Here is a 25,511-nt window from a genome sequence, read left to right as displayed (position 1 = left end):
TAAATTAGAAATTTTTTGGTATAAATTTTTCCATAATGGAAATTATTTGACTGAAAAGTTTCTTTTTTTATCAAATCAACAATTGACAAAAACGTTTACTTGATTTTATAATAATTTAGTAAATATAATGAAAGTGGGTATCATATATGAAAAAAGTTGCAGTAATATTTAATGGTGGAACTATATCGATGAAAATTGACCCTAGGATACAAGCCGCTGTTCCTTCATTGAGTGGAGAAGAAATGATGTCTATGGTAACAGGAATTGAAAATTTTGCAAAAATAGAAACATATACTTTTTCAAATAATCCAGGTCCACACATGACCCCAAAAGATATGTTTGAATTATCTGACTATATTATTAAAATTATGAATAAGGATGATATATCAGGAGTAGTTGTTACTCATGGTACAGATACATTGGAAGAAACTGCTTATTTACTTAGTCTTAGAATAAATACTTCTAAACCTGTTATTGTTACAGGTGCTATGCGAAATAGTTCTGAGTTAGGATATGATGGACCAGGAAACTTGGCAGCATCGATTTGCACGGCTATTTCAGATGAATCTAAAAATAAAGGGGTTATGGTATGCCTTAATGATGAACTTAATTCAGCTTATGAAGTTACTAAAGTTCACTCAATGCAATTGAATACTTTTCAAAGCCCGGAATTTGGACCTTTAGGCATCGTTGATAACAATGAAGTTATTTTCTATAGAGAAGCTCTTCATAAAGATTATATAACAACTAATACTATTACTGAAGAGGTAGAACTAATTAAATGTGGTGCTGGTATGGATTCTTCACTATTGAGATATTGTATATCTAAAGGAACCAAAGGTATTGTTATAGAAGCCTTAGGAAGAGGAAATGTTCCACCTAAAATGGTTGACGGTATAAAAGAGGCACTAGATAAAGGGATAATTATTGTCTTAGTTTCACGATGCTTTATGGGGAGAGTACTTGGTACATATGGATATTATGGCGGGGGTAAGGGGCTAAGAGATATGGGTGTTATTTTCGGGAATGACCTTCCGGGTCAGAAAGCAAGGATTAAATTGATGCTAGCTCTTGGAAAAACATCTGACTATAAAGAAATTAGAAATTTATTTGAAAAAGAGTTTTATTAGAAAAATGATGGTGATTGACACAATAAAATAATTTTGTTATGCTCACTTGGTTGAAAAATTATTAGCAAATATAATCTGACTATAATGGGCAGAGGTTACTACCAAGCACCGAGAATGTGCAACTGCACCTGCTTTAATAATTGTTAGTTTCTTTATAATGGAAAGTATTACAAAAATTTCTATGCTTATGTATATATTAGTAATATTATTTATAATTAAATTATTCCTGACAGGTAGAGAACGATAATATATTAATTTTTATAGAATTGAACAAAATGAGCGAGATATTATGTCTTGCTTTGTTTTTTTATTATGTAATATTGAAACAGAAAAGTTATCTTTTTAAAAACCTTATGTTTAAATATTAAATGAAATATGTTATTATAAATAAGATATGGATATAATCATATTAGAAAGGATGATTTTATGTCAAAAAGCATGACAGGATTTGGTAGAGCTGAATCTGAAGATATTTGTTCTAAAAGTTATACAATTGAGATAAAAAGTGTAAATCATAGATATTTAGATATTAATGTTAAATTGCCTAGAAACTATACTCAATTAGAGACTAGAATTAGAAATTTGATTAAATCTAAATTAAAAAGAGGAAAAGTAGATGTTTTCCTGTCTTATAATAAATTGAACACAGAAGACTTAGAATTAACCTTCAATAAAGAATTAGCTGATAACTATTTTGAATGTTTGAAATCTATTAAAGATAGATATGATATAAGGGATGATATTTCAATTTCTTTGATAGCTAGGTACCCAGATATAATATCATTAGAGAAAAAAGAAGATGATATAGAAGAAATTTGGAGTGAACTAAAGTGTCTTGTTGAAACAGCGCTTAAAGGCATAGTTAAAATGAGAGCTGAAGAAGGGGAAAAATTAGTAGAAGATGTTATTCTAAAAGTTGATGCAATTTCTAAATTGTTGTATACTATAGAAACTAAAGCTCCTTTAGTAGTAATAGAGTATAAAAATAAACTTGAAAAAAGAATAAAAGAATTGGTTGAAAAAGAAGATATTGATGAAACAAGAATTGCAAATGAAGTTGCTATTTTTGCTGATAAGGCTTCAATTGATGAAGAAATCGTAAGACTAAGGTCTCATTTAATACAAATAAAAGAAACTTTAAAGTTAGATGAACCGATTGGAAGAAAACTAGATTTTGTTATTCAAGAAATGAATAGAGAAGCTAATACAATTGCTTCAAAATCTACTGATTTAGAAACTGTTAATTGTGTTATAGACATAAAAAATCTAATAGAAAAAATAAGAGAACAAGTTCAAAATATTGAATAATAGAGGGGGAAAGAAATGGGTATAAAACTAATCAATATTGGTTTTGGAAACATTGTATCTGCAAATAGACTAATTGCAATTGTAAGTCCAGAATCTGCACCAATTAAAAGAATAATTCAAGAAGCGAGAGAAAGAGGAATGTTGATTGATGCAACTTATGGTAGAAGAACAAGGGCAGTAATTATTACAGATTCAGACCATGTAATTCTTTCAGCAGTGCAACCTGAAACAGTAGCGCATAGACTTTCAAATAAAGAAGATGGTCCTATGAATGAGGACGATGTATAATGCTTAATAATGAAAGCAAAAAAGGTCTTTTACTTGTTATATCTGGTCCTTCAGGAGCTGGAAAAGGTACTATATGTAAAGAATTGGCAAAGACTAATGATGAGTTTTGGATATCTGTTTCTGCTACTACAAGAGAGCCTAGATATGGAGAAAAGGAAGGTGTAAATTACTTTTTTACAAAAAAAGAGGAGTTTATTGAAAAAATACATAAAGGTGAATTTCTTGAATATGCGGAAGTTTACGATAACTATTATGGTACACCTAGAAGTAATGTTATTAGTAAATTAGAACAGGGAAAAGATGTTATTTTAGAAATTGATATACAAGGGGCGCTTAGTGTAAAGGAGACTTATCCAGAAGGAGTTTTTATCTTTATACTACCGCCTTCAATGGAAGAGTTAAAAAGAAGAATTATTGGAAGAGGAAGTGAAACAGAAGAATCTTTAATAAAAAGATTTAAATCAGCTTATAAAGAGATTAATTTTGTTTCAAAATATAATTATGCTGTAATCAATGATGAAGTAGTTGCAGCAGCTGAAAAAATACATAGTATAATGGTTGCTGAAAAATGTAGTGTTGAAAGAATGAAACATAATATATTATCAAAGGAGGGGTTGTTACATGAACAACTCTATGATTAATCCATCAGTAGTAGAACTTTTAAAAAAAGCTGAAAATAGGTATACACTTATTACAGTTACATCAAGAAGAGCGAGACAAATAATTGCAGGTGAAAAGTCACTGTTAGAAACAGAAGCAATAAGAAAACCATTATCAATAGCTATTAATGAAGTTAATGAAGGAAGAGTTTTTTATGAGTCAACATATACAGGCAAGGAAGATTATGAAAAATAAAACAGTTGTTATTGGTGTGACTGGTGGTATTGCAGTTTATAAAACATTAGATGTAATAAGTAAACTAAAAAAGAAAAATATTAATGTCTATGTAATTATGACCCAAAATGCTACTCAATTTGTTTCGCCATTGGCATTTCAATCACTAAGTCAAAATTTAGTTATGGTAGATATGTTTGATGAACCTAAGCATTGGGAAATTGAACATATATCATTAGCTAAAAAAGCAGATTTGTTTTTAGTTTGTCCTGCAACGGTGAATGTATTAGGCAAAGTAGCCAATGGCATAGCTGATGATATGCTAACAACAACTATTATGGCAACAAAAGCGCCAGTGATATTTGCACCTGCAGCGAATACTAATATGATGACTAACTTAATAGTAAAAGATAACATTGATAAATTAAGGAATTTTGGATATGATTTTATTGAACCAGATGATGGCAGATTAGCTTGTGGAGATGTAGGCACTGGAAAATTGGCATCAACTGATATGATAACTGATTATGTACTAAAAGAATTGTATTCAAAGAAAGACTTAGTAGGTAAAAATGTTCTTGTTTCAGCAGGGCCAACAAATGCTCCTATTGATCCCGTTAGATATATAACCAACAAATCTTCTGGTAAAATGGGTTATGAAATAGCGTTGGAGGCTAGAGATAGAGGCGCAAATGTTACACTTGTTTTAGGAGCTTCGTCGCTAAAAAAACCTTTTGGCATTGATGTAATAGATGTTTCTACAAATGAACAAATGAAGAAAGCCGTTTTGGATAATTATGAAAAATCTGATATCACTATAATGGCAGCAGCTGTTTCTGATTACAAAACGATTAGATATTCACACGAAAAAATTAAAAAAGCTAATGAAGAACTTATTATTAAATTAATTAAAGATAGTGATATTTTGAAATTACTTGGGGAAAATAAGAAAAATCAAATATTAGTTGGTTTTGCAGCCGAAAGTAATGATTTAATTATAAATGCTGAAAAGAAACTTATTAATAAAAATCTAGATTTTATTGTCGCAAACGATATTAAATCTGATAAAACAGGTTTTAGGTCTGATTTAAATAAAGTAACGATTTTATCTAAAAATGGCCCAAAAATAGACCTTGAGGTTATGGAGAAAAGAAAAGTAGCAATCAATCTATTTGACCTAATAATGAGTAAATAAAAGCGCAATTGCGCTTTTTTCTTATATATAGTGAGAAAAGGGTGTTTTGATTGAAAAAATATATAAATGTTGTTGTAAACAATGAATCAGTTCAAACAGACCAATTATTTACATATAAAGTAAAAGATGCTTTACTGGATAAAATTAAACTTGGGCAAAGAATACTTGTTCCTTTTGGTATTTATAATAAGTCAGTTGATGCTTTTGTGTTAGAATATAATCCAAAACCACAATATGATAAAAAAAATATAAAAGAAATAATAGACATCAAAGAAGAACAACCCATTTTAAATATGCAAAATATAAAACTTATAAAGATAATGAAACTAAAATATCTTTGTACCTATTTAGATTGCATTAAAGTACTTATCCCTAGAGGATTATTAAAAGACAAAACTCATAAAATAGAAAACAAAGTATTTGCCATAAAGCCATTAGAAGGAAAGTTTGACAAAGAACCATATATTGAAATTTTTAATATAGTAGAAAAAAATCAAGGAAAATATAATAGAAATTCTCTTAAAAATCTTTTTAATTTTTCCACATCATCTGTAAATACTTTAATAAAGTATGAATATTTGGGATTGCAAACATTTATAAATAATAGATATAATGATAGAGAATATACTGAATATAAAAAAGTAAGTTTAAATAAAAATCAAACTGAAATAATTAACGGTATCATAAATAGTGATAATAAGATGTCATTAGTTCATGGTGTTACAGGTAGTGGTAAAACAGAAATATATTTAAATTTAGTAGAAATTATGCTTAAAGAAAAAAAGGATTCAATTATTTTAGTTCCAGAAATAAGCTTAACACCACAGATGGTAGAACGATTTAAAGGAAGGTTTGGGAAAGATATAACTGTATTTCATTCTAAATTATCAGAAGGCCAACGATTTGATGAATGGATGAGGGTTAAAAATGGAGAAGTAAGAGTTGCGGTAGGGGCAAGGTCAGCTTTGTTTCTTCCATTTAAAAATTTGGGACTTATAATTATTGATGAAGAGCATGAAACTAGTTATAAATCAGATAGTAATCCTAAATATGATGCTAGAGAAATCGCTGAAATTTATACAGAGTTAACAGACTGTAAACTTGTATCAGGCTCTGCAACACCTTCTGTTGATACATATTACAAAAGTTTAATTGGAAAATATAAACTATATGAATTAAAAAAAAGGGTGAAGAATATTTCTATGCCTGAAATACAACTAGTAGATATGAGAGAGGAACTAAAAGGAGATAATAAATCTATTCTTAGTAGAGAGCTTTATGGGAATATGAAAATTGCATTGGAAAATAAGGAGCAGGTATTATTATTTTTAAATCGTAGAGGATTTTCTACTTTTGTTTCTTGCAGAGAGTGCGGTTATGTTTTTAAATGCGACAATTGTGATATTTCTCTTACATATCATCATAATACTGGTAAGTTAAATTGTCATTACTGTGGTAAGAAATATGAACCTGTTAAAAAATGTCCTAAATGTGGAAGCAAGTATGTAAAATATTTCGGTACTGGTACTGAAAAAGTTGAAAAAATTATAAATAAAATTTTCCCGGAAGCGGGAACTATCAGAATGGATTTTGATACCACTAGAGGAAAAAATTCCTACGAAGATTTGTATTTTAAATTTAAAAATAGAGAAGCGGATATTTTAATAGGGACGCAAATGATTGCAAAAGGATTAGATTTTGATAACCTTACGGTAGTAGGAATCTTAGCCGCAGATATTTCATTAAATATACCCGATTACAGATCTGAAGAAAGGACTTTTCAACTTATAACTCAAGTAAGTGGGAGAGCAGGAAGAGGAAGTAAACAAGGTAAAGTAGTTATTCAAACTTATGACCCACTGAATTATGCAATTCAGATGGCTATAGAGAACAATTATATTGCATTTTATAACAGAGAAATAGAAATGAGAAAGAATTTATATTATCCACCTTTTTCAAAATTAATATTAATAAATTTAAGTAGTAAAGAGGAGGAAATATTAATAAAAAATATTCATTTTATTAGTAATATTTTAAAGCAAAAATATTTAAACAATGATAAAATAATTATATTAGGATCATCTCCATGTTCATTGAACAAAATTAAAAATTTTTTTAGGTGGCAAATAATTATTAAAGGTAAATTCACTGTGAAAATAGCTAATGAAATAAAAGAAATAGTATATAAAAATTCAAAAAAATCAGGCAATAAAATTAGAATTAGCATCGATGTAAATCCTAGCAATTTATTATAGAGGAGGAAAAGTAATGGCTTTAAGAAATATCAGAGAAAATGGTGACGAGGTTTTAAGAAAAAAAAGTAAAAAAGTAAAAGAAGTCAATGATAGAATTAAAATACTTATAAAAGATATGTTTGAAACTATGTATGATGCAAATGGAGTTGGTCTTGCGGCGCCACAAGTAGGGATTTTGAAAAGACTTGCAGTTATAGATATCGGGGAAGGACCTTTAGTATTGATTAATCCGGAAATTACAAATGAAGAAGGAAGTCAAATAGATACTGAAGGATGTTTAAGTGTTCCTGGTGAACAAGGAGACGTTGATAGACCTAATAAACTTACATTAAAAGCATTAAATGAAAACGGGCAAGAATTTACTTTAGAAGCAGAAGGGTATTTAGCTAGGGCTATATGCCATGAAACAGATCATCTAAATGGGGTATTATTTATTGATAAAATTGTTAATAATAACATAAATGAGTAAAGAGGTGATTCGATGAATATTGTTTTTATGGGTACACCAGAGTTTGCAGTTCCTTCATTAAAAAAGTTAATAGATAAATTTGATGTTATAGCTGTTTTCACTCAACCGGATAGGCCAAAAGGCAGAGGAAAAAAATTAGCAGTATCACCAGTAAAGGAAGTTGCAGTAGAAAATAATATAAAAGTATATCAACCAGTAAAACTGAGAAAAGAAATAGAATATTTAGATGAATTAAAAGAAATCAAACCAGATTTTATTATTGTAGTAGCTTATGGGCAAATACTTCCAAAAGAAGTTTTAGATATACCAAAGTATGCTTGCATAAATTTGCATGCCTCTTTATTACCTAAATATAGAGGAGCGGCACCCCTCAATTGGGCAATAATAAGTGGAGAGAAAGTTAGTGGTAATACGTCTATGTTGATGGACGTGGGACTAGATACAGGAGATATGCTACTTAAACAAGAAGTTGCCATTAGTGAGCAAATGACTGCTGGTGAATTACATGATATTTTAAAAGAAAAAGGATCAGAACTTCTATTGAAAACTATTGAAGGCGTATATAATGGCGAAATAATTCCAACAAAACAAGATGATACTATGAGTTGTTATGCACCTATGCTCAATAAGGAATTAGCTAAAATTGATTGGACTAAAAAAGCTGAAGATATTAATAATTTAATCAGAGGATTAAATCCTTGGCCAGTAACTCATACTAGTCTAGATAATAAAACAATGAAAATTTTTAAAGCAGAAGTATTAGTAAAAGACTGTAATGAGTTGCCGGGTACAATAATAGCTGTAAGTGAAAATGGAATTGAAGTATCTTGTGGAAATGGAACTTTATTAATTAAAAGAATTCAGTTCCCAGGAAAAAAAGCTCTAGATGTAATAGATTATTTGAAAGGTAATTCAGTTGAAAAAGGCAAAGTTTTGATATAAAGGAGTGAGTTTATGTTTTTTTATGATTATACAATAATTATTTTACTTCCTGCTATAATTCTATCAGGATGGGCTCAGATGAAAGTGAAATCAACTTTTAAAAAATATTCTAAAGTAAAAAGTATAAATGGATTGACAGGTGCAGAAGTTGCTAGAAATTTATTAGATAGTGAAGGCTTATTTGATATAGAGGTCCAACATATAAGAGGTTCTCTTACAGACCATTATGACCCTGTAGGAAGAGTTATGAGATTGTCAGATTCTGTTTATAATAGTAATTCTATTGCAGCAATTGGGGTAGCGGCACATGAAACAGGCCACGCAATACAGCATAAGAATAACTATGTACCTTTGAAAATAAGAGGAGCTATAGCACCTGGTGTTAATTTTAGTTCTAGGGCATCATGGATTATTATAATGATAGGGTTTTTATTTAGTAGTTCAGGACTTATTAATATAGGGATTCTTCTTTTTTCAGCAGTAGTTTTGTTTCAAATAGTAACTCTTCCAGTAGAATTTAATGCATCTAGTAGAGCTTTAGGAGTTCTTTCACAAAAAGGTATATTGTATGGAGATGAGGTAAAAGGAGCGAAATCTGTTTTAAGTGCGGCTGCATTAACGTATGTTGCAGCAGCAATAACTTCTATTTTGCAACTTGTAAGATTAATTTTATTAAGTAGAAGCAGAGACTAAGGATGGTAAAAATGAAAAATGCTAGGTACTATGCAACAGATGTATTAACTAAAATATTTAATGAAGGAGCTTATTCAAACATCTATTTGAACAAGGTCCTAAGAAATGAAGATATTAATATAAAAGATAGAGCATTAATTACACAAATAGTTTATGGAACAACAAAGTATAAAAATACAATTGATAGAATACTAGATAGTTTCTTAACGAAAGGAATAAAAGATTTAGAGAAAAAAGAGGCGTTTATTGCAAATATTTTAAGAATGTCAATATACCAATTGAAATATTTAGATAAAATACCTTCATTTGCAGTAGTGAATGAAGGTGTCCAACTTTCAAAAAATAAAAAATCGCTTTCTAAGTTAGTAAATGGAGTTTTAAGGTCATATTTAAGAGAAAAAGAATCTAGAGTTATTTTTAAAAATAAAATGGATGAATTATGTTTTGAGTATTCCTTTCCAATGCCGTTTGTAAAATTATTAAAACAGCAATATGGGATAGATAGAGCAAAAGAAATTATGGAAGGTTTAAATGAAGTACCTAATGTTACTGTTAGAGTTAATAGTCTTAAAGGTGATTATGATGATACTTTTAATTTGCTGAAAAAAGATGGTTATGAAATTGAGGAAGGCTTTATTTGTCCAGAAGCTATACATATAGAAAAGGGTGGCAGTATTGAAAAAAATTCTGCATTTGTTGATGGGAAAATAACAGTTCAGGATGAAAGCGCAATGCTAGTTGGATTAGTTTCTGATGTTAGAGACAATATTACAGTATTTGATTTGTGTAGCGCACCTGGAGGAAAAACGACTCATATTGCGGAACTCCTTAATAATACTGGTGTAGTTAAAGCTTTCGATATCCATAAACATAAAATTAAATTGATTAATGATAATATAAAAAGATTAGGGATATCTAATACTGATGTACAAATACATGATGCAGAAATACAGAATGCATATTTGATTGACGGAGGAGATAGAGTACTAGTAGATGTACCTTGCTCAGGAATTGGTATCATTCGTAAAAAACCAGAAATTAAATATATAAACATGGATAAAAACTTTGATACATTAATTGAGATGCAAAGAAAAATAATTAAAAATGCAGCACAATATGTAAAAGTTGGAGGGTATTTAATTTATTCTACATGCACTTTAAATAAAGATGAGAATGAAAAAAATATTCAATGGTTTTTGAAGAATAATAAAAACTATATTACAGAAAAGATTTTTGTTGGAAATCTTCCCAATTTAATATATGATGAAATAGGAACTTTAACAATTTTACCAAACAAATACATGGATGGGTTTTATATAGCTAAGTTAAAAAGAAGGATGTAATATTTATGAATAATTTTCTCGATTATAATATAGAAGAGTTTAAAGTATGGTTACAGCAAAACAAATATCAAAAATTTAGAGCAAAGCAAATTTTTGATTGGGTGTATAAATTGGGTAAAACTGATTTTGAAGAAATGAATAATATACCAAAAGATTTACGGAAAACATTAAAAGAAAAATTGAATATTCAAATACCGGAAATTGTGAAAGTTCAAAAATCCAAAGATGGCACTTCTAAATTTTTATTAAAATTATATGATGGCAAGTATATTGAAACTGTAGTTATGAAGTATAAATATGGATACTCTATATGTGTTTCTACACAAGTTGGATGTAAAATGGGTTGTAAATTTTGTGCTTCCACTATTGGAGGATTTATGAGAAATCTTTCTTCAGGAGAAATTACAGCTCAACTTTTATGCGTACAAAATAATTTAGATATTAGGATTTCTAATATTGTATTGATGGGCAGTGGTGAACCATTAGATAATTTTGATAATATTGTTCATTTTATCGGTAATATTAACAGTGAGAGTACTGTTAATATAGGGCAAAGAAGAATAACTTTATCCACTTGTGGAATTGTACCAAAAATCATTGAACTTGCAGATTTAAAATTGCAAATTACATTAGCTATATCCTTACATGCTTCAAGTGATAAGAAAAGAAATGAAATTATGCCAATTTCAGAGAAATATTCGCTTTTAGAATTAATTGATAGTTGTAAATATTATTATGAGAAAACTAAAAGAAGAATATCTTTTGAATATGCGTTAATACAAGGTAAGAATGATTCGTTAAAAGATGCTGAATTATTAAGTAAAATTATTAGAGGGTTTCCTTGTCATGTGAATTTAATACCTATAAATGAAATAGAGGAAAATAATTTTAAGAAATCAAACAATGAGTCTATTCTAAACTTTCAGCATAAAATGCTAGATTTGGGTATTGAAACTACTATTAGACGAGAAATGGGAACAGACATAAGTGGTGCTTGTGGACAGCTTAGAAGCCAACACATAAAAGAGGTAACTAAAAGTGGGGTTGATTGATTATGAAGGCAAATGTACATGAGCATAAATTAGGTAAAATTGCTTATTTGTCAGATAAGGGATCTGTTAGGATAAATAATCAGGATTATTTAGGTGTTTTAGAGAAGGAAAACTACATTGTTTTAGCTGTAGCTGATGGATTAGGTGGGCATAATGCAGGAGAAATTGCAAGCAAACTAGCTATTGATCAAACTTTTGCTTCTATTAAAAAAAATGAAGAAAAATATTTATGTGAGGAAATTTTAGTAACAGCATTTACCAAAAGTAATAAAGAAATTTTTCGCCTTTCGAAAGATGATAAAAAGTTAGATGGTATGGGAACTACATTAACATTAAGTGTTGTTAATGAAAATAATATAATAATTGCTCATGTAGGAGACAGTTCTTGTTACTTTATCAAGAATGGAGAGATATTAAAAATCACAAAAGATCACTCTTTAGTTCAAGAACTTGTTGATTTGGGTATAATTACATATGAACAGGCACAAGTACACCCCCAAAAAAATGTTATAACAAGAGCCCTTGGAATTTCAGATGATGTTGAAATAGATACATTTAAGTTTGATTTAAAAGAAATTACTCATGTTTTTTTATGCTCTGATGGATTATCTAATGTAGTAAATGATGAAATGATTCTAGACACAATATTACAAAATAATATTGCTGATGCTTGTGAATTGTTGTATAAAAAAGCTATTAATAATGGAAGTAGAGACAATATTTCTATAATGATATTTGAAGGAGAGTGCTAATTATGATAGGAACTATACTTCAGAATAGGTATGAAATAATCGAAAAAATTGGTGAAGGCGGAATGGCCAAGGTTTATAAAGGTAAATGTAATATTCTAAATAGGTATGTTACTATTAAAATACTTAAAGATAATTATTATAAAGATGAAAATTTCACCAAAAATTTTAGGAAAGAAGCTACGGCTGTAGCTGGACTCTCACATAATAATATTGTTAAAGTGTATGATATTGTGGAAGAACAAAATATTATATATATTGTAATGGAGTATATTGAGGGAAAAGATTTAAAACAAATTATTAATGAAAGACGTTCTTTAGATTATGAAGAATCTTTGGAAATTGCCCTTCAAATAGCAATGGCGCTTAAGCATGCTCATAATAATCAAATAATTCATAGAGATATTAAGTCTCATAATATTCTTATAAGTAATGATGGATTAGTTAAAGTTACAGACTTTGGCATAGCTAAAGTTCCATCTCAGGATACAATAACAAGCTCTGATAAAATAATAGGGTCAGCACAATATATATCACCAGAACAAGCAAAGGGACATATCGTTGATGAACAATCTGATTTATATTCTTTAGGTATTGTATTATATGAAATGATTACTGGTAAATTGCCTTTTAATGCAGATAGTGCAGTAACGCTTGCTATAATGCATATTCAAGACGAAATAGTCAATCCTAATGATATAAATGAAAGTATACCCAAAAGTGTTAATAATCTCGTAGCTAAACTTCTTCAGAAGGAAAAATATAACAGATATTGTAATGCTGACAAAGTTATTGATGATATAAAAAATTTAATTTCAGATATCAATTATAGAATAGATAAAGTAACTTGTGAACAGGAAAGAACAAGGGTTATACCTGTATTTAATGAGGAAAGAATATTAGAAGAAAATTATAATAAAGATAAAAAAAATAATAATTCAAACAAAAAAAGAAATCTAATGATAATAGGCGTCATAGTTGCAGCCGTAGCTACTTTTTCTCTATCTTATTTGGCTGGTACGGGTAAACTTACATTTGATAAGACTAAAAAGGTAGAAATGGTTGAAATTCCAAGTTTATCAGGAATGATGGAAGAAGATGCTGAGAAATTGATGAGTTCATATGGATTAGAAATGATTCCTATTGAAATTTCTAGCACAGAAAAGATGGGTTCCGTAATTCAATGTTACCCTTATGAGGGATCTAAAATAGATAAGAATTCGGTGGATGTTATTAGAGTTTTGATTAGTAAAGGAACTTCAAATACTACAGTACCAGAACTTGTTAATAGTAATCTTGAAGCGGCAAAATTTTTGTTAGAAGAGAATGGGCTATTACTTGGAGATGTTGAATATATAAATAGTGATTTATATGACAAAAATATTGTCATAAGCCAAGAAATCAAGCAAGGAATTCAAGTGGATAGCAATACATCTCTTGATTTGGTAGTAAGCAATGGTAGTAGTGTCAAATATGTAATTATGCCAGTAATTGTGGATCAAACGTATGATAAGGCTATTGAAACTTTAAAAGATTCAAATCTAAAACTTGGGAAAGTAAATGAAATAGAGACTAATGACAGTACCTTAGAAAATAAAGTGGCTATACAAAGTATTCCTAAAAATATTGAAATAGCTGCTAACACTAAGATAGATGTATCATACTACATTTATACCCCTAGCATGGTTAAGGTTCCTGATTTGGTTGGTAAGAGTGTAAAAGAGGCTTTAAATATAGTAAATGAAATTGGTTTATCACTTAATTATCAAGGGGAGAATGACTATATTATCGTATCCCAAACGTATTCTTCCGAAACTAAAGTGGAAAAAGGAACAGAAATTGTGGTTGAAACTGAAGATACTATAAATAATAAAACTGAAGAAGAGCCTACACTAGAAGAAGATATTATAACTGAAGAAAATACAATTGATGAAGGTGTAGTACAAGAAGAAAATTAATAAAAAAATTGAAGTTAGAGAGTTTCAGAAATGAAACCGGCTTTATGCATGTACAAAATGCTTATTAATGATTGAGTTTTGTGTGTATGGATTGATTTTAAAATTGGAAACTTCATAACGAAAGTAAAGGTGGATTTATGCAAGGTAGAATTATAAAAGGCATAGGTGGATTTTACTATGTAGAAAATAATGGCGAAATAATTGAGTGTAAAGCTAGAGGGAATTTCAGAAATAAGGGATTGACTCCTGTAGTTGGAGATATCGTTAGTGTTAAAATCAGCAACGATGGTAAAGGAGTTATAGAAACGATTGGGAAAAGAAATAATCTATTACTTAGACCATTAGTTTCTAATGTAACTCTAGCTTTTATAGTTGTAGCCGTTAAAAGTCCTGAAATAAACTTAGATCTTTTAAATAAGTTTTTACTTCAATGTGAGACAAACGATATTGAATGTTGTGTAGTTTTTAATAAAATTGATTTAAATGAAAATTATATGGATTTAGAGGCTGTAAAAATGATAGAATCTATTCACTATGAGTATATATTTGCAAATGGGAAAATGAATATTGGTTTGGATAAAATTTATGATAAGATAAAGAATAACGTATGTGTTTTTTGTGGACCTTCAGGAGTTGGGAAATCTACAATATTGAATAATTTAGTTGGAAAAGAAGTAATGAAAACTGGAGAAATAAGTGCCAAGCTAAAACGTGGGAAGCATACAACTAGGCATAGTGAATTGATACATACTTGTGACGGATTTGTAGTTGATACTCCGGGGTTTTCAAATCTAAACGTATCTTTTCAATCAGAAAAGCAGATACAAGATTGCTTCCCAGAATTTTACGAATATGATTACCTGTGCAAATATAAAGGATGTTTACATTATAAAGAACCAAAATGTGCAGTTAAGAATGCTGTTGAAGAAAAAAAAATTAATTTAACAAGATATGAATTTTATATAAAAACATTAGAAGAGTTTAAAAAGGAGTGTAAAAAATGGTAAGAATTGCACCATCAATTTTGTCAGCAGATTTCACTAAATTAGGAGAAGATTTAAAAGAATTAGAAAAGAATAACATTGAGGTATTGCATATTGATGTTATGGATGGAAACTTTGTTCCTAATATTTCTTTTGGATTTCCTATTATTAAAGCGGTGAGACCTATAACGAAAATGGTTTTTGATGTTCATCTTATGATTGAGAATCCGTCAAATTTTATTAAAGAATTTGTAGATGCTGGAGCGGACATTATTACTATCCACTATGAAACAGATAGACATATTGATAGAACTATAAATTATATAAAAAGTTTTGGAATAAAGGCTGGAATAGCTCTTAATCCAGCAACACCGGTTAATACTATAAAACATTTAATAGGAAACTTGGACTTAGTGCTTATAATGTCTGTTAATCCTGGATTTGGTGGCCAGTCATATATTGAATACTGTTCTGAAAAAATAAAGGAATTAAGAGATTATTCAAATAAGTCAAATCCTGATTTGATTATTGAAGTTGATGGAGGGATTAAATCTCATAATATTAAAGAAGTTGTAAATTGTGGTGCAAATCTTATTGTGGCGGGCTCTGCAGTGTTTAAAAATGGTGCTATGAGGGAAAATATTGATGAATTAAAAAGGGCTTTAAGATGAAAATAGTAGTGTTTTGTGGAGGAGAATGTCCCTCTCTTGATTTAATTCAAAGAGAACTTATAGAGAGTAAATATATTATATGTGCGGATAGCGGTGCTAATTGCGCTTATAAGTGCGGATTAACACCAGATTTTATAATAGGGGATATGGACTCTATAGATGACAATATACTAGAATTTTTTTCTCTTAATGAGAAAGTTAAGATAGAAATATATCCACCTGAAAAAGATTTTACAGATACTGAACTCGCCTTAAATAGAGCAATTGATTTAGGTGCTGATGAAATTGCTTTCATAGGTTGTACAGGCACTAGAGTGGACCATTTAATGGGTAACTTAGTTATGTTGTATAAATGCTTAAAAAAGAACGTTAAAGGTAAAATTATTGATGATAATAATGAAATTTTCATGATAAGTAAAGATACTAAACTTTTGGGGCATAAAGGAAAAACCTTTTCATTAATGCCTTATACTGAAAAGGTAGAAAGATTGTCTATAATTGGAGCTAAATATTGTTTAAAAGACTATGATTTAGCTATAGGCAATGCTATGACAATATCAAATGTATTTAACAATACTTCTGTAAATATTAGTTTTAAAAGTGGAGTATTAATAGTATTTTATTCAATTGACTAAAAATTAGTAACATTTTTTATATATCCGCATAACATAGTAGAGAGTTAATCTGTACTAGGAGGAGTATATGAAAATTGTTGCTGTCAAGGTACCTAGATTTATTTCTTCGATTATTAGAATATTTATTAAAAACAAAAAATAAAAAAATGCAATTGATAATTCAATTGCATTTTTTTATTTAGCTTGTTTATAATTATACTGCACGTTGGACTTTTCCAGAACGTAGGCATCTTGTACAAACAGTGATTCTCTTTGGTGTTCCATTAACAACAGCCTTGACTCTCTTTAAATTTGGTGCCCATGTTCTTTTACTTTGTCGGTGAGAGTGGCTATATTGCACACCTGCTACAACACCCTTACCGCATATTTCACATCTTCTTGCCATAAAAACACCTCCTAAAACTTCGATGGTTCGACTTCAAAGTAACCGAGTAATATTGTACCATATAAAAACGGTATTTTGCAACGGTAAATTTCATTTTTATGAAAAAAAATATTTTTTAGATATAGTGTAATTTAGAGTACTTAAAAACATCATTAGTATATAAATTATGTTATTGTTTCTTGCTAATCTATCAAATATGTATTAAAATCAATTTAAAGTATATTTTAATACATTCTTGATAAATTTAGTATTATAATATACAATAATTACTATGGTACCAGTTGATAAGGAGGAAATTATCATGATGGAACTTTCTAACAGTTTAGGAGCTATTAATTACTCAGAAGATGTTCTTGCAGATATTGTAGGGCTTTCTACTATGGAATGTTATGGGGTAGTAGGTATGGCGTCTAAAAATGCATCAGAAGGATTTTGGGAGTTGATTACAAAAGGTGACAAGTTTAGTAAAGGTGTAAAAATTAATAATAATAATAATGTTCTGAGCATTGAATTATTTATAATTGTAGAGTATGGAACTAAGATATCTGTTATAGCGAACAACATTATACAAAAGATAAAATATAATGTTGAATCACATACGGGTTTGAAAGTATCTAGTGTTACAGTAAATGTTCAAGGGGTAAGAGTATAAGGAGGTACTAGCAGTTGGAACAATATAGATTGAACGGAAATAAACTAAAAGATATGCTAATACACGCTTCTAATAATCTGGAAAAACAAAAGGAGTATGTCAATTCATTAAATGTGTTCCCAGTACCTGATGGGGATACAGGAACAAATATGTCAATGACTTTCAGTAGCGCTGTGAATGAGATTAAAGATAAAGATACTGATAACATAGGCGAAATTGCTAGACTTGTTTCAAGAGGAGCTCTAATGGGAGCTAGAGGAAATTCAGGGGTAATTCTATCACAAATATTTAGAGGGATTGCAAAAGGGCTTGAAGGCTTTAATGAAGTTGATGCTGATCAATTTTCTAAAGCAATTGAACAGGGTTCTAAGTATGCATACAAAGCTGTAATGAGGCCCACTGAGGGTACGATTTTAACAATTATAAGATCAGCAGGCGAAAAAGCAATGGAAGTGGAAGAATCAAATGTTACTATATTGATGGAAAAAGTATGTGCTTATAGTGAAGAGGTTTTAAATAAAACCCCTGATATGTTACCTGCACTAAAGGAAGCTAAAGTTGTTGATGCTGGCGGTATGGGATTGTTGATATTATTCAAAGGAATGCTTGAAGTATTAAAGAATGATTTCACCGAGATTAAGTATGAAGAAAATACATCTGGGGAAGCAAAGCAAGATTATAGTGTACAACAACGCATTGATCCAGCTACAATAAAATTTGGCTATTGCACAGAATTTTTTATAAGAACAGAAGAAGCTGTATCTTGTGCTGATAGTTTTAGAGAAACTATAGCTCCTATGGGAGACTCAATTATTGTTATTGGCATGGAGGATATAATAAAAACACATATACACACTAACGACCCAGGTTGGGTATTATCACAAGCAGTTAAATATGGAGAATTATCAAAAATTAAAATTGATAATATGAGAGAAGAACATAGAGAAACTTTAGGAATTAACTATAGCGAAGAAGCGAAAAGTTTAGTAGAAGAAGAAAAAGAATATTCATTTGTTTCAGTAGTTATGGGGGAAGGGTTAAAAGACATATTCAATGATTTAGGAGTAAAGGCAGTTATTGAAGGTGGTCAAACTATGAACCCTAGCACCCAAGATTTGTTAGAAAAAATTGAAAAGATAAATGCACAGAATATATTTATCCTTCCAAATAACAAAAACATAATTATGGCCGCAGAACAAGCTGCTGAAATTTCCGAAAAAAATGTTTTTGTAATTCCAACTAAAACTATTCCTCAGGGGATTGCTGCAATAACGGTTTTTAATGAACATAGTTCAGTGGAAAACAATATTGAAAACATGAAAGATATAATTGAAGATGTAAAAACTTCATCGGTAACTTATGCAGTTCGAGATACTGAATTCGATGGCAAACAGATTAAAGAAGGTAATATACTAGGGCTTAGCGAAGGTAAAATAACATGTGTGGGTGATGATATTTATCAAGTAGCAAAAGAACTAATTGATGAAATGACGGATGAAGATTCAGAACTTATATCAATATATTTTGGAAAAGATTGTGATGAAGATAAAGTTAATGATTTAGTGGATAGCATAGAAGAAAAATTTGATGAAATAGATGTTCAAAACTTCAATGGTAAACAACCACTTTATTATTTTATAATTTCTGTAGAATAAAAAAAAGCCTGCGGGCTTTTTTATTTTATAAAAATGGGGATATTATATGAATTTAAATGATGATGTCAGTAATTTAAAAGGTGTTGGAAAAAAAACAAAAGATAATTTAAATAAGCTAGGGATATTTAAATTAATAGATCTAGTATTATATTTTCCTTACGAATACGAGTATATTAAAAGTGAAAATAATATTTTGAATATAAATGACGGTGAAGTTTGTATTATAAAAGTGACTGTGGTTAAGAAAAATAATGATTTATATATTAGAAAAAATCTTATTATATCCAGTATTACCTTAACAGATGGAGAAAATATTTTTACTGCAAAGTGGTTTAACCAACCTTTCGTAAAAAAGATTTTCCAAATTGGCAAGGAATACTGTTTGAAAGGTAAAATACAGATAAAGGGTAAAAATCGTGTTTTGCAGAGCCCTACAGTGGTAGATGATAATTTAAATCAAAACCATATTACCCCAAAATATTCTTTAACAAAAGGAGTTACCAATAATTTACTTATAAAAACAATAAATAATATATTAAATCAACATGAATTTAAAGAAAATATGCCTAAATATATTATTAAAAAATACAATCTAGTTTCCTTAAATGAGGCATTGAAAAATGTACATAATCCTGATAACGAGAATAGTCTTAAAAGAAGTTTAACTAGAATAAAATTTCAAGAATTATTTATGTATTCTTTAAAAATTGCTATGATTAAGAATTTTAGGATTACTCAGAATAAAGGTATTGCTTTTAAAATTGCCGGAGAGTTAAGCGATTTTAAGGAAAGACTCCCTTTTAATCTTACAAAAGCACAAACTAAGGCTGTTAGAGAAATATTAATTGACCAAAAGAAAGACAGTCCTATGAATAGATTGCTTCAAGGTGATGTTGGGTCTGGTAAAACAATAATTGCATTTATAGCTATTCTTAATGTTGTTAAAAATGGCTATCAGGCAGTTATGGTGGCACCAACGGAAATTTTAGTAAAACAGCATTTTGAAGATATAAAAAACATATTAAGTCCTTATAACTTAAACATTGAAATTCTTACTAGCAGTGTATCTAATAAAAAAAAGCTTGATGTTAAAAGAAAAATTCAAAAAGGCGAAATTAACATAGTTATTGGAACACATGCACTATTTCAAGAGGATGTTATTTTTGAAAATCTAGGGTTAGTTGTAACAGATGAGCAGCATAGATTTGGTGTTGAGCAAAGAGCTAAGTTATTTAACAAGAATACATATATGGATATTTTGGTAATGAGTGCAACGCCAATACCAAGAACATTAGCATTATGTATGTATGGAGATTTAGATATTTCTATTATTGATGAATTACCTCCTGGAAGAAAAAAAATCGATACATATTTAGTCCAAAAAAATAAAAAAGATAAGGTATATCACTTTGCCTTGGAAGAATTAAACAAGGGGCGACAAGTATATATAGTGTGCCCATTGATTGAAGAAAATGAAAATATAAATTTAGTTTCAGTAGAGGAACACTATGAAAAAATAAGCAAAGATATTTTTAAAGATTTTAATGTGGAAAAGCTCCATGGGAAAATGAAACAAGATAAAAAAGATGAAATTATTGAAAACTTTTTCTCTAGAAAAGTTGATATATTAGTTTCAACAACTGTAATTGAAGTTGGTGTTAATGTACCTAATGCATCGATAATGATAATTGAGGATGCTGAAAGATTTGGATTATCACAATTGCATCAACTAAGAGGAAGAGTAGGGAGAGGAAGTAATAAATCATATTGCTTTTTAATAGCTGATTGTAAACAAGATTATACTAAAGAAAGAATGAATATTATGGTAAAAAGCAATGATGGTTTTTTTATTTCAGAACAGGATTTGAAATTGAGAGGTACTGGTGAACTTTTAGGTGCAAGGCAGCATGGGGATGAAAACTTTTTACTTGCAAATCCTATAGAGGATGGTGACATATTTAAAGTAGCAAATAATGAAGCTGGATTGTTTATGTTAGGAAATTCAAATGAAAAAGATAAAATATTATATTATATTAAGGTAAGATTAGAAAGTTATAGCCAGTTAATTTGTTTTAATTGATAATTAATAATTATTTTTTATACTTTTTTTTGTAGTAAAATGAAATATGTGTTAAAATTAAACCGATATATTTAATTTTTAGGAGGACTATTAAGAATGAGAGTAATCGCAGGAAGAGCCAGAGGTAAAAATCTTTTACCTCCTGATGGGATGCAAACTAGACCAACTTTGGATAGAGTAAAAGAAAATATATTTAATATTATACAGACTAGAACTGTTGACTCAGTTGTAATAGACGTTTTTGCAGGAACAGGAAGCTTAGGGTTAGAGGCTGTAAGTAGAGGTGCTAAAAAATGCTATCTGATAGATAAACACCCTACTACTTTTGGATTTTTAACAGAAAATGTTCGAAATTTAAAATTTCAAGATGAATGTATCTTAGTTAATAAAGATTCATATTTAGCTTTAAAAGATTTGGGGAGCAAAAAGGAAGAATTTGATTTGATATTTATTGATCCTCCATATGCAAAAGAAATGATACCCCCGGCAGTTGAAATAATATCAGATACGAATCTTCTTAAGAAAAATGGGTTGATTGTAACCAAAATAGATACTGGTGAAACATTGTATGAAGGCAATGAAAAGATAATTTTAACAGACCATCGTAAGTACGGAAACACAACAGTATGTTTTTATATGTACAAGGAGGATTAAAATGAAAACAGCAGTATATCCAGGAAGTTTTGATCCTATTACAGAAGGACATTTAGATATTATTAGGAGATCATCTAGAATTTTCGATAAGTTAATAGTTTTAGTTTTAATTAACCCAGAAAAGAAATCGCTTTTTGACATATATGAAAGAAAAGAACTGATTGAAAAAGTAACGCATGATTTAGGTAATGTTGAAGTTGAAACTTTTGAAGGACTATTAGTACATTATATGAAAGAAAAAGAAGCTGATGTAATTATTAAAGGATTGAGAGCTGTAACGGATTTCGAATACGAATTTCAAATGTCATTAATGAATAGAAAACTAAGTCCTACAATTGAAACTTTTTTTATGATGACAAGTGCAAAGTATTCATATCTAAGTTCTAGTGCTGTAAAGCAGGTTGCAATGTTTGGTGGAGATTTGAAAGATTTGATACCAGAAAAAATAATAAATGATGTTATTAATAAGATAAAATCTAAATAGGGTGATATTATGGAAGTTATTAAGTTAATTGAATATTTAAATGAAATAATTGAAAATTCTCAAACTCTTCCTTTGACAGGGAAGGCAGTGGTTGACAAAAAAGAAATACTTGAGGTTATTGAAGAAATTGTTAATTATTTACCGGATGAATTCAAAAAATCTCAATGGATTGTTCAGGAAAAAGAAAGAATATTAAAAGAAGCAAAAACAGAATCGAATTCAATAAAAAAAGAAGGTTACGCATTATTAAAAAAAGAAATTGAGAATCATGACATTATAAAAGAAGCTTCAATAAAAGCAGAAGAAATTATTTCTTCTGCCCGTAGAGAAGCTAAAAACATGCGATTAGGTGCAAAAGAATATGCTGATGAGATTTTATGTCAGTTAGAAAATGAAGTGGCTAAAAATGGAGAAAAAATGTTACAATCTTTAACTGAAGAAAGTAATAATTATATTAAAGCTATCAATGCTGATTTATCAGGAATAACTTCAATTATTAGGTCTAACATTAAAGAACTTAGAGATAGTGTTAAATAGTGGTTTAGATATTACTGGAAGTGTAAGTGCTATTAAAACTATTATTTGTGTTGAATATATTTTTGGTGTATATATAATATTAGATTTACTAGGATTAAAAACAAAGCTTATTTGTTTTAAATTAAAAATTTGCATTACAATATAAGTTACTAATGAACAAATTGTACCGTGGATAAATTTAGTTAGTATGTATTTTTTGAAGGAATAATTTAGTTTCCCTGTAAAAGAAAAAACTTGTGCAATTATTGAAAAGGTGCTAAACCCCAATATAAAGCTTATAAAGCAAAGTTTTGTGTTGCTTAGTATATTCATAGTATTTACTATTGAACATCCATTAGTAAGCTCTATAGGTATCAAAATATATGCTTTTAAACTAGTAGAATTAATATTTATAAAATGAGAAATATACTTTAAAACAATATCTATTATGGTATTGTTTTTTATTATACTTATTAAAACTGAAAAAACTATTATAAAACCACCTATATTAAGACTTGAAGATATAGCACCATTAATGCTATTTTTAAGTACATATCCAAAATTATTAGATTTTATTTCTGTATAATGACAAAGTTTTGGATCATTAAGTTTTGTCTTAGGTGGAATAATAAATGACATTATCACACTTGTCATATAGCATGAAAAAAGTAATAAGTATCCAATATATTTATTTTGAAATAACTTTACGCCAAGTACTCCAATTACGAACAGAGGACTTGGATTTGAAGCTATAGTGACTAGTCTTTCACAGGTATTATAATCAATTGCTTTGTTTTCATATAAATTGACGGCATATTTTGCACCTAAAGGATATCCACATAGCATGCTTATAATTATTACTATAGTACTGCAAGTTGGAAGTCTAAGAGGCGTACATATTATTTTACCAAGTAATTTTGAATAAATATCTACACCACCATAACTAATCATAATATTTATTATAATCATAAATGGAAATAATGAGACAAAAACAGATTGGAAAAATAAAATTGTTCCATCATAGGCTGCTTTAATAGAGTTTTCTGGATTGCTGATTATTGATATTAGTAAAAATGAACACATAAGAGTTATTATAAAATTATTGTAATTTGAATTAAAATATTTTTTTGCAACGTAATAAATTAAATAAATAATAAAACAAAATGTAATAAGAATAATTATATTCATCAATAACCTCTCTTTAATTATTAATATTACATTTATATTTTATATTTAAATATTTATTCTTTAATTATTATTGGTTTTGTATAATAATCATGGGTTGGGTTAATATTATCATTAAATAAACTATATATCTTAGTAGAATCCAAGTCTATTTTCATAGAATTAGTTTTGGGGTATTTTGGTGGTTTGGATATTATATCAATTGAACTTTCTTTTTTTATGCGTCTTAGTAGTTGCTGACCTTTATTATTAAACCCTAAAATACGAGCGTAGGAGCATTGATTTTTTCTAAGGGACTTTACATCATAATTATTAAATCCTATTAATAGTTGACAGATTATGCGCTGTATTCTTGATAGTGCATATCTTTTTGATTTAATATTATATATGAATTCTTGATAATTATTTGATACTAAAACTGATTTTATTATTCGGTTATGTAAGCCCTCTGAAATATCCGGAATATTTAATAAAGAGTTAGGATTACTATAAATTTTATATTTTATAAATTCATAAAAATCATTTTCATCAGGGAATTTAAAGTTATTAAATAATAAACTTTCTAACTGGTTATACGTGTTAGAAGGTATTTGCGTTTTAAGAGCTTCAAGCTCTTTTTTATTTCTTAAATGATTTCTAATTGATGTAGCACTTGAAAAAATATTTTCTATACATTTACTGTTGTAGTCGGAACCTTTTCTTTGAATAGTGAATGGTTGTATTTTGCTTTTTAGTTTTTGTAAACTTTTTATGTATTCAATACCTAGTATGTTATTTGGGGAATTTATTATAGTATTAAAGTCAATATTTGTATTATTTATGTTTAAAATATCACATAAAGCCATACTTCTAGCTTTTGCAAAACTATTACCTTTTTCAAGATATAAATCTAAGCTATTTTTAAAAATTAATGGTTCATCACTTAAAAGACGCGCGATGATACTGAGTTCCTCAATATCACCATATTCACTACCAAAACAAATGCTATCTACAATATTTAAGTTATCTAATAAAGAAACTGCCCCATAGGAAAAGAATTCTGCAGAGGATATCGCATAAACAGTAGGGAGTTCTATTACTAAATCTACTCCGTTTTCGATAGCTAATTTAGCTTTTGTCCATTTATCTAATATTGAAGGTAGGCCTCTTTGTACAAAATTACCACTCATAACACATATTATGGCATCTGAATTTGTTTTTTCGCGTGTTGCGTTTAAATGATGCAAATGACCATTATGCATTGGATTATATTCTGTAATTATACCTGTTACTTTCATTTTATCACCTCGTTATATTATACACTAAGAAAAATAAAAACTCATAAAATTCAAAAAATTATTAATTTATATACAAAAATCATTATTTGTATTGAAAAACCTATCATAAACAGTGTAT

26 protein-coding genes are annotated in these 25,511 nt (G+C 28.7%); 23 read left to right on the top strand and 3 right to left on the bottom strand.

What is annotated here, in order from left to right; genetic code table 11:
* The first annotated feature begins 146 nt into the window (after window positions 1-146).
* The 17 genes from ACVHXK_RS01055 (at window position 147) to ACVHXK_RS00975 (ending at window position 16,505) form a co-directional block, all read left to right on the top strand.
* Window positions 147-1,130: an asparaginase gene (locus tag ACVHXK_RS01055; protein WP_461204485.1), complete on the top strand. Its 984-nt coding sequence runs from the start codon at window positions 147-149 to the stop codon at window positions 1,128-1,130.
* A gap of 426 nt (window positions 1,131-1,556) precedes the next feature.
* Window positions 1,557-2,438: a YicC/YloC family endoribonuclease gene (locus ACVHXK_RS01050; protein WP_461204484.1), complete on the top strand. Its 882-nt coding sequence runs from the start codon at window positions 1,557-1,559 to the stop codon at window positions 2,436-2,438.
* A 15-nt stretch (window positions 2,439-2,453) separates the two neighbouring features.
* On the top strand, window positions 2,454-2,726 hold the full coding sequence (gene remA / locus ACVHXK_RS01045; RefSeq protein WP_461204483.1) for an extracellular matrix/biofilm regulator RemA: 273 nt from the start codon (window positions 2,454-2,456) through the stop codon (window positions 2,724-2,726).
* Window positions 2,726-3,367, top strand: coding sequence for a guanylate kinase (gene gmk / locus ACVHXK_RS01040; protein ID WP_461204482.1), 642 nt, complete (start codon window positions 2,726-2,728; stop codon window positions 3,365-3,367). The genes remA and gmk overlap by 1 nt, the downstream gene beginning before the upstream one ends.
* On the top strand, window positions 3,348-3,581 hold the full coding sequence (gene rpoZ, locus ACVHXK_RS01035; RefSeq protein ID WP_461204481.1) for a DNA-directed RNA polymerase subunit omega: 234 nt from the start codon (window positions 3,348-3,350) through the stop codon (window positions 3,579-3,581). The genes gmk and rpoZ overlap by 20 nt, the downstream gene beginning before the upstream one ends.
* Complete coding sequence (gene coaBC / locus ACVHXK_RS01030; protein WP_461204480.1) at window positions 3,541-4,755, top strand: bifunctional phosphopantothenoylcysteine decarboxylase/phosphopantothenate--cysteine ligase CoaBC; 1,215 nt, start codon at window positions 3,541-3,543, stop codon at window positions 4,753-4,755. The genes rpoZ and coaBC overlap by 41 nt, the downstream gene beginning before the upstream one ends.
* 50 nt (window positions 4,756-4,805) lie before the next feature.
* Window positions 4,806-7,010, top strand: coding sequence for a primosomal protein N' (gene priA, locus ACVHXK_RS01025; protein ID WP_461204479.1), 2,205 nt, complete (start codon window positions 4,806-4,808; stop codon window positions 7,008-7,010).
* Window positions 7,011-7,023: 13 nt separating this feature from the next.
* On the top strand, window positions 7,024-7,479 hold the full coding sequence (def, locus tag ACVHXK_RS01020; RefSeq protein ID WP_461204478.1) for a peptide deformylase: 456 nt from the start codon (window positions 7,024-7,026) through the stop codon (window positions 7,477-7,479).
* Window positions 7,480-7,491: 12 nt separating this feature from the next.
* Window positions 7,492-8,421: a methionyl-tRNA formyltransferase gene (gene fmt, locus ACVHXK_RS01015; protein WP_461204477.1), complete on the top strand. Its 930-nt coding sequence runs from the start codon at window positions 7,492-7,494 to the stop codon at window positions 8,419-8,421.
* Window positions 8,422-8,433: 12 nt separating this feature from the next.
* Window positions 8,434-9,114 (top strand): zinc metallopeptidase, encoded by a 681-nt coding sequence (locus ACVHXK_RS01010; protein WP_461204476.1) that lies wholly within the window; start codon window positions 8,434-8,436, stop codon window positions 9,112-9,114.
* A gap of 11 nt (window positions 9,115-9,125) precedes the next feature.
* Window positions 9,126-10,457: a 16S rRNA (cytosine(967)-C(5))-methyltransferase RsmB gene (gene rsmB, locus ACVHXK_RS01005; protein ID WP_461204475.1), complete on the top strand. Its 1,332-nt coding sequence runs from the start codon at window positions 9,126-9,128 to the stop codon at window positions 10,455-10,457.
* Window positions 10,458-10,462: 5 nt separating this feature from the next.
* Entirely contained in the window at window positions 10,463-11,509 is a 1,047-nt protein-coding gene (gene rlmN, locus ACVHXK_RS01000) for a dual-specificity RNA methyltransferase RlmN (RefSeq protein WP_461204474.1), read from the top strand.
* Window positions 11,510-11,511: 2 nt separating this feature from the next.
* On the top strand, window positions 11,512-12,261 hold the full coding sequence (locus ACVHXK_RS00995; RefSeq protein WP_461204473.1) for a Stp1/IreP family PP2C-type Ser/Thr phosphatase: 750 nt from the start codon (window positions 11,512-11,514) through the stop codon (window positions 12,259-12,261).
* Between the two features lie 2 nt (window positions 12,262-12,263).
* A complete protein-coding gene (gene pknB, locus ACVHXK_RS00990; RefSeq protein ID WP_461204472.1) occupies window positions 12,264-14,216 on the top strand; it encodes a Stk1 family PASTA domain-containing Ser/Thr kinase in 1,953 nt (650 codons plus the stop codon).
* Between the two features lie 137 nt (window positions 14,217-14,353).
* Window positions 14,354-15,223 carry a ribosome small subunit-dependent GTPase A gene (rsgA, locus tag ACVHXK_RS00985; RefSeq protein WP_461204471.1) on the top strand — a complete coding sequence of 290 codons (870 nt, stop codon included), beginning with the start codon at window positions 14,354-14,356 and terminating at the stop codon, window positions 15,221-15,223.
* On the top strand, window positions 15,217-15,870 hold the full coding sequence (rpe, locus tag ACVHXK_RS00980) for a ribulose-phosphate 3-epimerase (RefSeq protein ID WP_461204470.1): 654 nt from the start codon (window positions 15,217-15,219) through the stop codon (window positions 15,868-15,870). Before rsgA ends, rpe begins: the two co-directional genes overlap by 7 nt.
* The gene (locus tag ACVHXK_RS00975; protein ID WP_461204469.1) at window positions 15,867-16,505 is read left to right on the top strand and encodes a thiamine diphosphokinase; all 639 of its coding nucleotides are present in this window, start codon (window positions 15,867-15,869) and stop codon (window positions 16,503-16,505) included. Before rpe ends, ACVHXK_RS00975 begins: the two co-directional genes overlap by 4 nt.
* Before the next feature lie 193 nt (window positions 16,506-16,698).
* On the opposite strand, the gene rpmB is transcribed toward ACVHXK_RS00975, so the two are convergent.
* Window positions 16,699-16,890 carry a 50S ribosomal protein L28 gene (gene rpmB, locus ACVHXK_RS00970; RefSeq protein ID WP_461204468.1) on the bottom strand — a complete coding sequence of 64 codons (192 nt, stop codon included), beginning with the start codon at window positions 16,888-16,890 and terminating at the stop codon, window positions 16,699-16,701.
* A 301-nt stretch (window positions 16,891-17,191) separates the two neighbouring features.
* On the opposite strand from rpmB, the gene ACVHXK_RS00965 reads away from it, so the two are divergent.
* From ACVHXK_RS00965 to ACVHXK_RS00940, 6 genes are all read left to right on the top strand, one after another.
* Window positions 17,192-17,542, top strand: coding sequence for an Asp23/Gls24 family envelope stress response protein (locus ACVHXK_RS00965; protein ID WP_461204467.1), 351 nt, complete (start codon window positions 17,192-17,194; stop codon window positions 17,540-17,542).
* 14 nt (window positions 17,543-17,556) lie between these two features.
* On the top strand, window positions 17,557-19,197 hold the full coding sequence (locus tag ACVHXK_RS00960) for a DAK2 domain-containing protein (RefSeq protein ID WP_461204466.1): 1,641 nt from the start codon (window positions 17,557-17,559) through the stop codon (window positions 19,195-19,197).
* 46 nt (window positions 19,198-19,243) lie between these two features.
* A complete protein-coding gene (recG, locus tag ACVHXK_RS00955) occupies window positions 19,244-21,277 on the top strand; it encodes an ATP-dependent DNA helicase RecG (RefSeq protein ID WP_461204465.1) in 2,034 nt (677 codons plus the stop codon).
* Window positions 21,278-21,373: 96 nt separating this feature from the next.
* On the top strand, window positions 21,374-21,931 hold the full coding sequence (gene rsmD, locus ACVHXK_RS00950; protein WP_461204464.1) for a 16S rRNA (guanine(966)-N(2))-methyltransferase RsmD: 558 nt from the start codon (window positions 21,374-21,376) through the stop codon (window positions 21,929-21,931).
* 1 nt (window position 21,932) lies between these two features.
* A complete protein-coding gene (coaD, locus tag ACVHXK_RS00945; protein ID WP_461204463.1) occupies window positions 21,933-22,415 on the top strand; it encodes a pantetheine-phosphate adenylyltransferase in 483 nt (160 codons plus the stop codon).
* Window positions 22,416-22,424: 9 nt separating this feature from the next.
* Complete coding sequence (locus ACVHXK_RS00940) at window positions 22,425-22,952, top strand: ATPase (protein WP_461204462.1); 528 nt, start codon at window positions 22,425-22,427, stop codon at window positions 22,950-22,952.
* Here ACVHXK_RS00940 and ylbJ read toward each other — a convergent pair.
* Window positions 22,905-24,119, bottom strand: a complete 1,215-nt coding sequence (ylbJ, locus tag ACVHXK_RS00935) for a sporulation integral membrane protein YlbJ (protein ID WP_461204461.1) — start codon at window positions 24,117-24,119, stop codon at window positions 22,905-22,907. The two genes, ACVHXK_RS00940 and ylbJ, sit on opposite strands and share 48 nt — an antisense overlap.
* A gap of 53 nt (window positions 24,120-24,172) precedes the next feature.
* Complete coding sequence (locus tag ACVHXK_RS00930) at window positions 24,173-25,393, bottom strand: nucleotidyltransferase (protein ID WP_461204460.1); 1,221 nt, start codon at window positions 25,391-25,393, stop codon at window positions 24,173-24,175.
* Window positions 25,394-25,511 lie beyond the last annotated feature (118 nt).

The organism is Clostridium sp. DL1XJH146 (assembly GCF_054819755.1).
Note: the sequence above shows the minus strand (reverse complement) of the source record. Positions and strands in the feature narration are given on the sequence as shown.

Coding starts and splice junctions, on each gene's coding strand:
- ACVHXK_RS01055 (WP_461204485.1), top strand. CDS start 147: ATGAAAAAAGTTGCAGTAATATTTAATGGTGGAACTATATCGATGAAA.
- ACVHXK_RS01050 (WP_461204484.1), top strand. CDS start 1,557: ATGTCAAAAAGCATGACAGGATTTGGTAGAGCTGAATCTGAAGATATT.
- remA (WP_461204483.1), top strand. CDS start 2,454: ATGGGTATAAAACTAATCAATATTGGTTTTGGAAACATTGTATCTGCA.
- gmk (WP_461204482.1), top strand. CDS start 2,726: ATGCTTAATAATGAAAGCAAAAAAGGTCTTTTACTTGTTATATCTGGT.
- rpoZ (WP_461204481.1), top strand. CDS start 3,348: ATGAACAACTCTATGATTAATCCATCAGTAGTAGAACTTTTAAAAAAA.
- coaBC (WP_461204480.1), top strand. CDS start 3,541: ATGAGTCAACATATACAGGCAAGGAAGATTATGAAAAATAAAACAGTT.
- def (WP_461204478.1), top strand. CDS start 7,024: ATGGCTTTAAGAAATATCAGAGAAAATGGTGACGAGGTTTTAAGAAAA.
- fmt (WP_461204477.1), top strand. CDS start 7,492: ATGAATATTGTTTTTATGGGTACACCAGAGTTTGCAGTTCCTTCATTA.
- ACVHXK_RS01010 (WP_461204476.1), top strand. CDS start 8,434: ATGTTTTTTTATGATTATACAATAATTATTTTACTTCCTGCTATAATT.
- rsmB (WP_461204475.1), top strand. CDS start 9,126: ATGAAAAATGCTAGGTACTATGCAACAGATGTATTAACTAAAATATTT.
- rlmN (WP_461204474.1), top strand. CDS start 10,463: ATGAATAATTTTCTCGATTATAATATAGAAGAGTTTAAAGTATGGTTA.
- ACVHXK_RS00995 (WP_461204473.1), top strand. CDS start 11,512: ATGAAGGCAAATGTACATGAGCATAAATTAGGTAAAATTGCTTATTTG.
- pknB (WP_461204472.1), top strand. CDS start 12,264: ATGATAGGAACTATACTTCAGAATAGGTATGAAATAATCGAAAAAATT.
- rsgA (WP_461204471.1), top strand. CDS start 14,354: ATGCAAGGTAGAATTATAAAAGGCATAGGTGGATTTTACTATGTAGAA.
- rpe (WP_461204470.1), top strand. CDS start 15,217: ATGGTAAGAATTGCACCATCAATTTTGTCAGCAGATTTCACTAAATTA.
- ACVHXK_RS00975 (WP_461204469.1), top strand. CDS start 15,867: ATGAAAATAGTAGTGTTTTGTGGAGGAGAATGTCCCTCTCTTGATTTA.
- rpmB (WP_461204468.1), bottom strand. CDS start 16,890: ATGGCAAGAAGATGTGAAATATGCGGTAAGGGTGTTGTAGCAGGTGTG.
- ACVHXK_RS00965 (WP_461204467.1), top strand. CDS start 17,192: ATGATGGAACTTTCTAACAGTTTAGGAGCTATTAATTACTCAGAAGAT.
- recG (WP_461204465.1), top strand. CDS start 19,244: ATGAATTTAAATGATGATGTCAGTAATTTAAAAGGTGTTGGAAAAAAA.
- rsmD (WP_461204464.1), top strand. CDS start 21,374: ATGAGAGTAATCGCAGGAAGAGCCAGAGGTAAAAATCTTTTACCTCCT.
- coaD (WP_461204463.1), top strand. CDS start 21,933: ATGAAAACAGCAGTATATCCAGGAAGTTTTGATCCTATTACAGAAGGA.
- ACVHXK_RS00940 (WP_461204462.1), top strand. CDS start 22,425: ATGGAAGTTATTAAGTTAATTGAATATTTAAATGAAATAATTGAAAAT.
- ylbJ (WP_461204461.1), bottom strand. CDS start 24,119: ATGAATATAATTATTCTTATTACATTTTGTTTTATTATTTATTTAATT.
- ACVHXK_RS00930 (WP_461204460.1), bottom strand. CDS start 25,393: ATGAAAGTAACAGGTATAATTACAGAATATAATCCAATGCATAATGGT.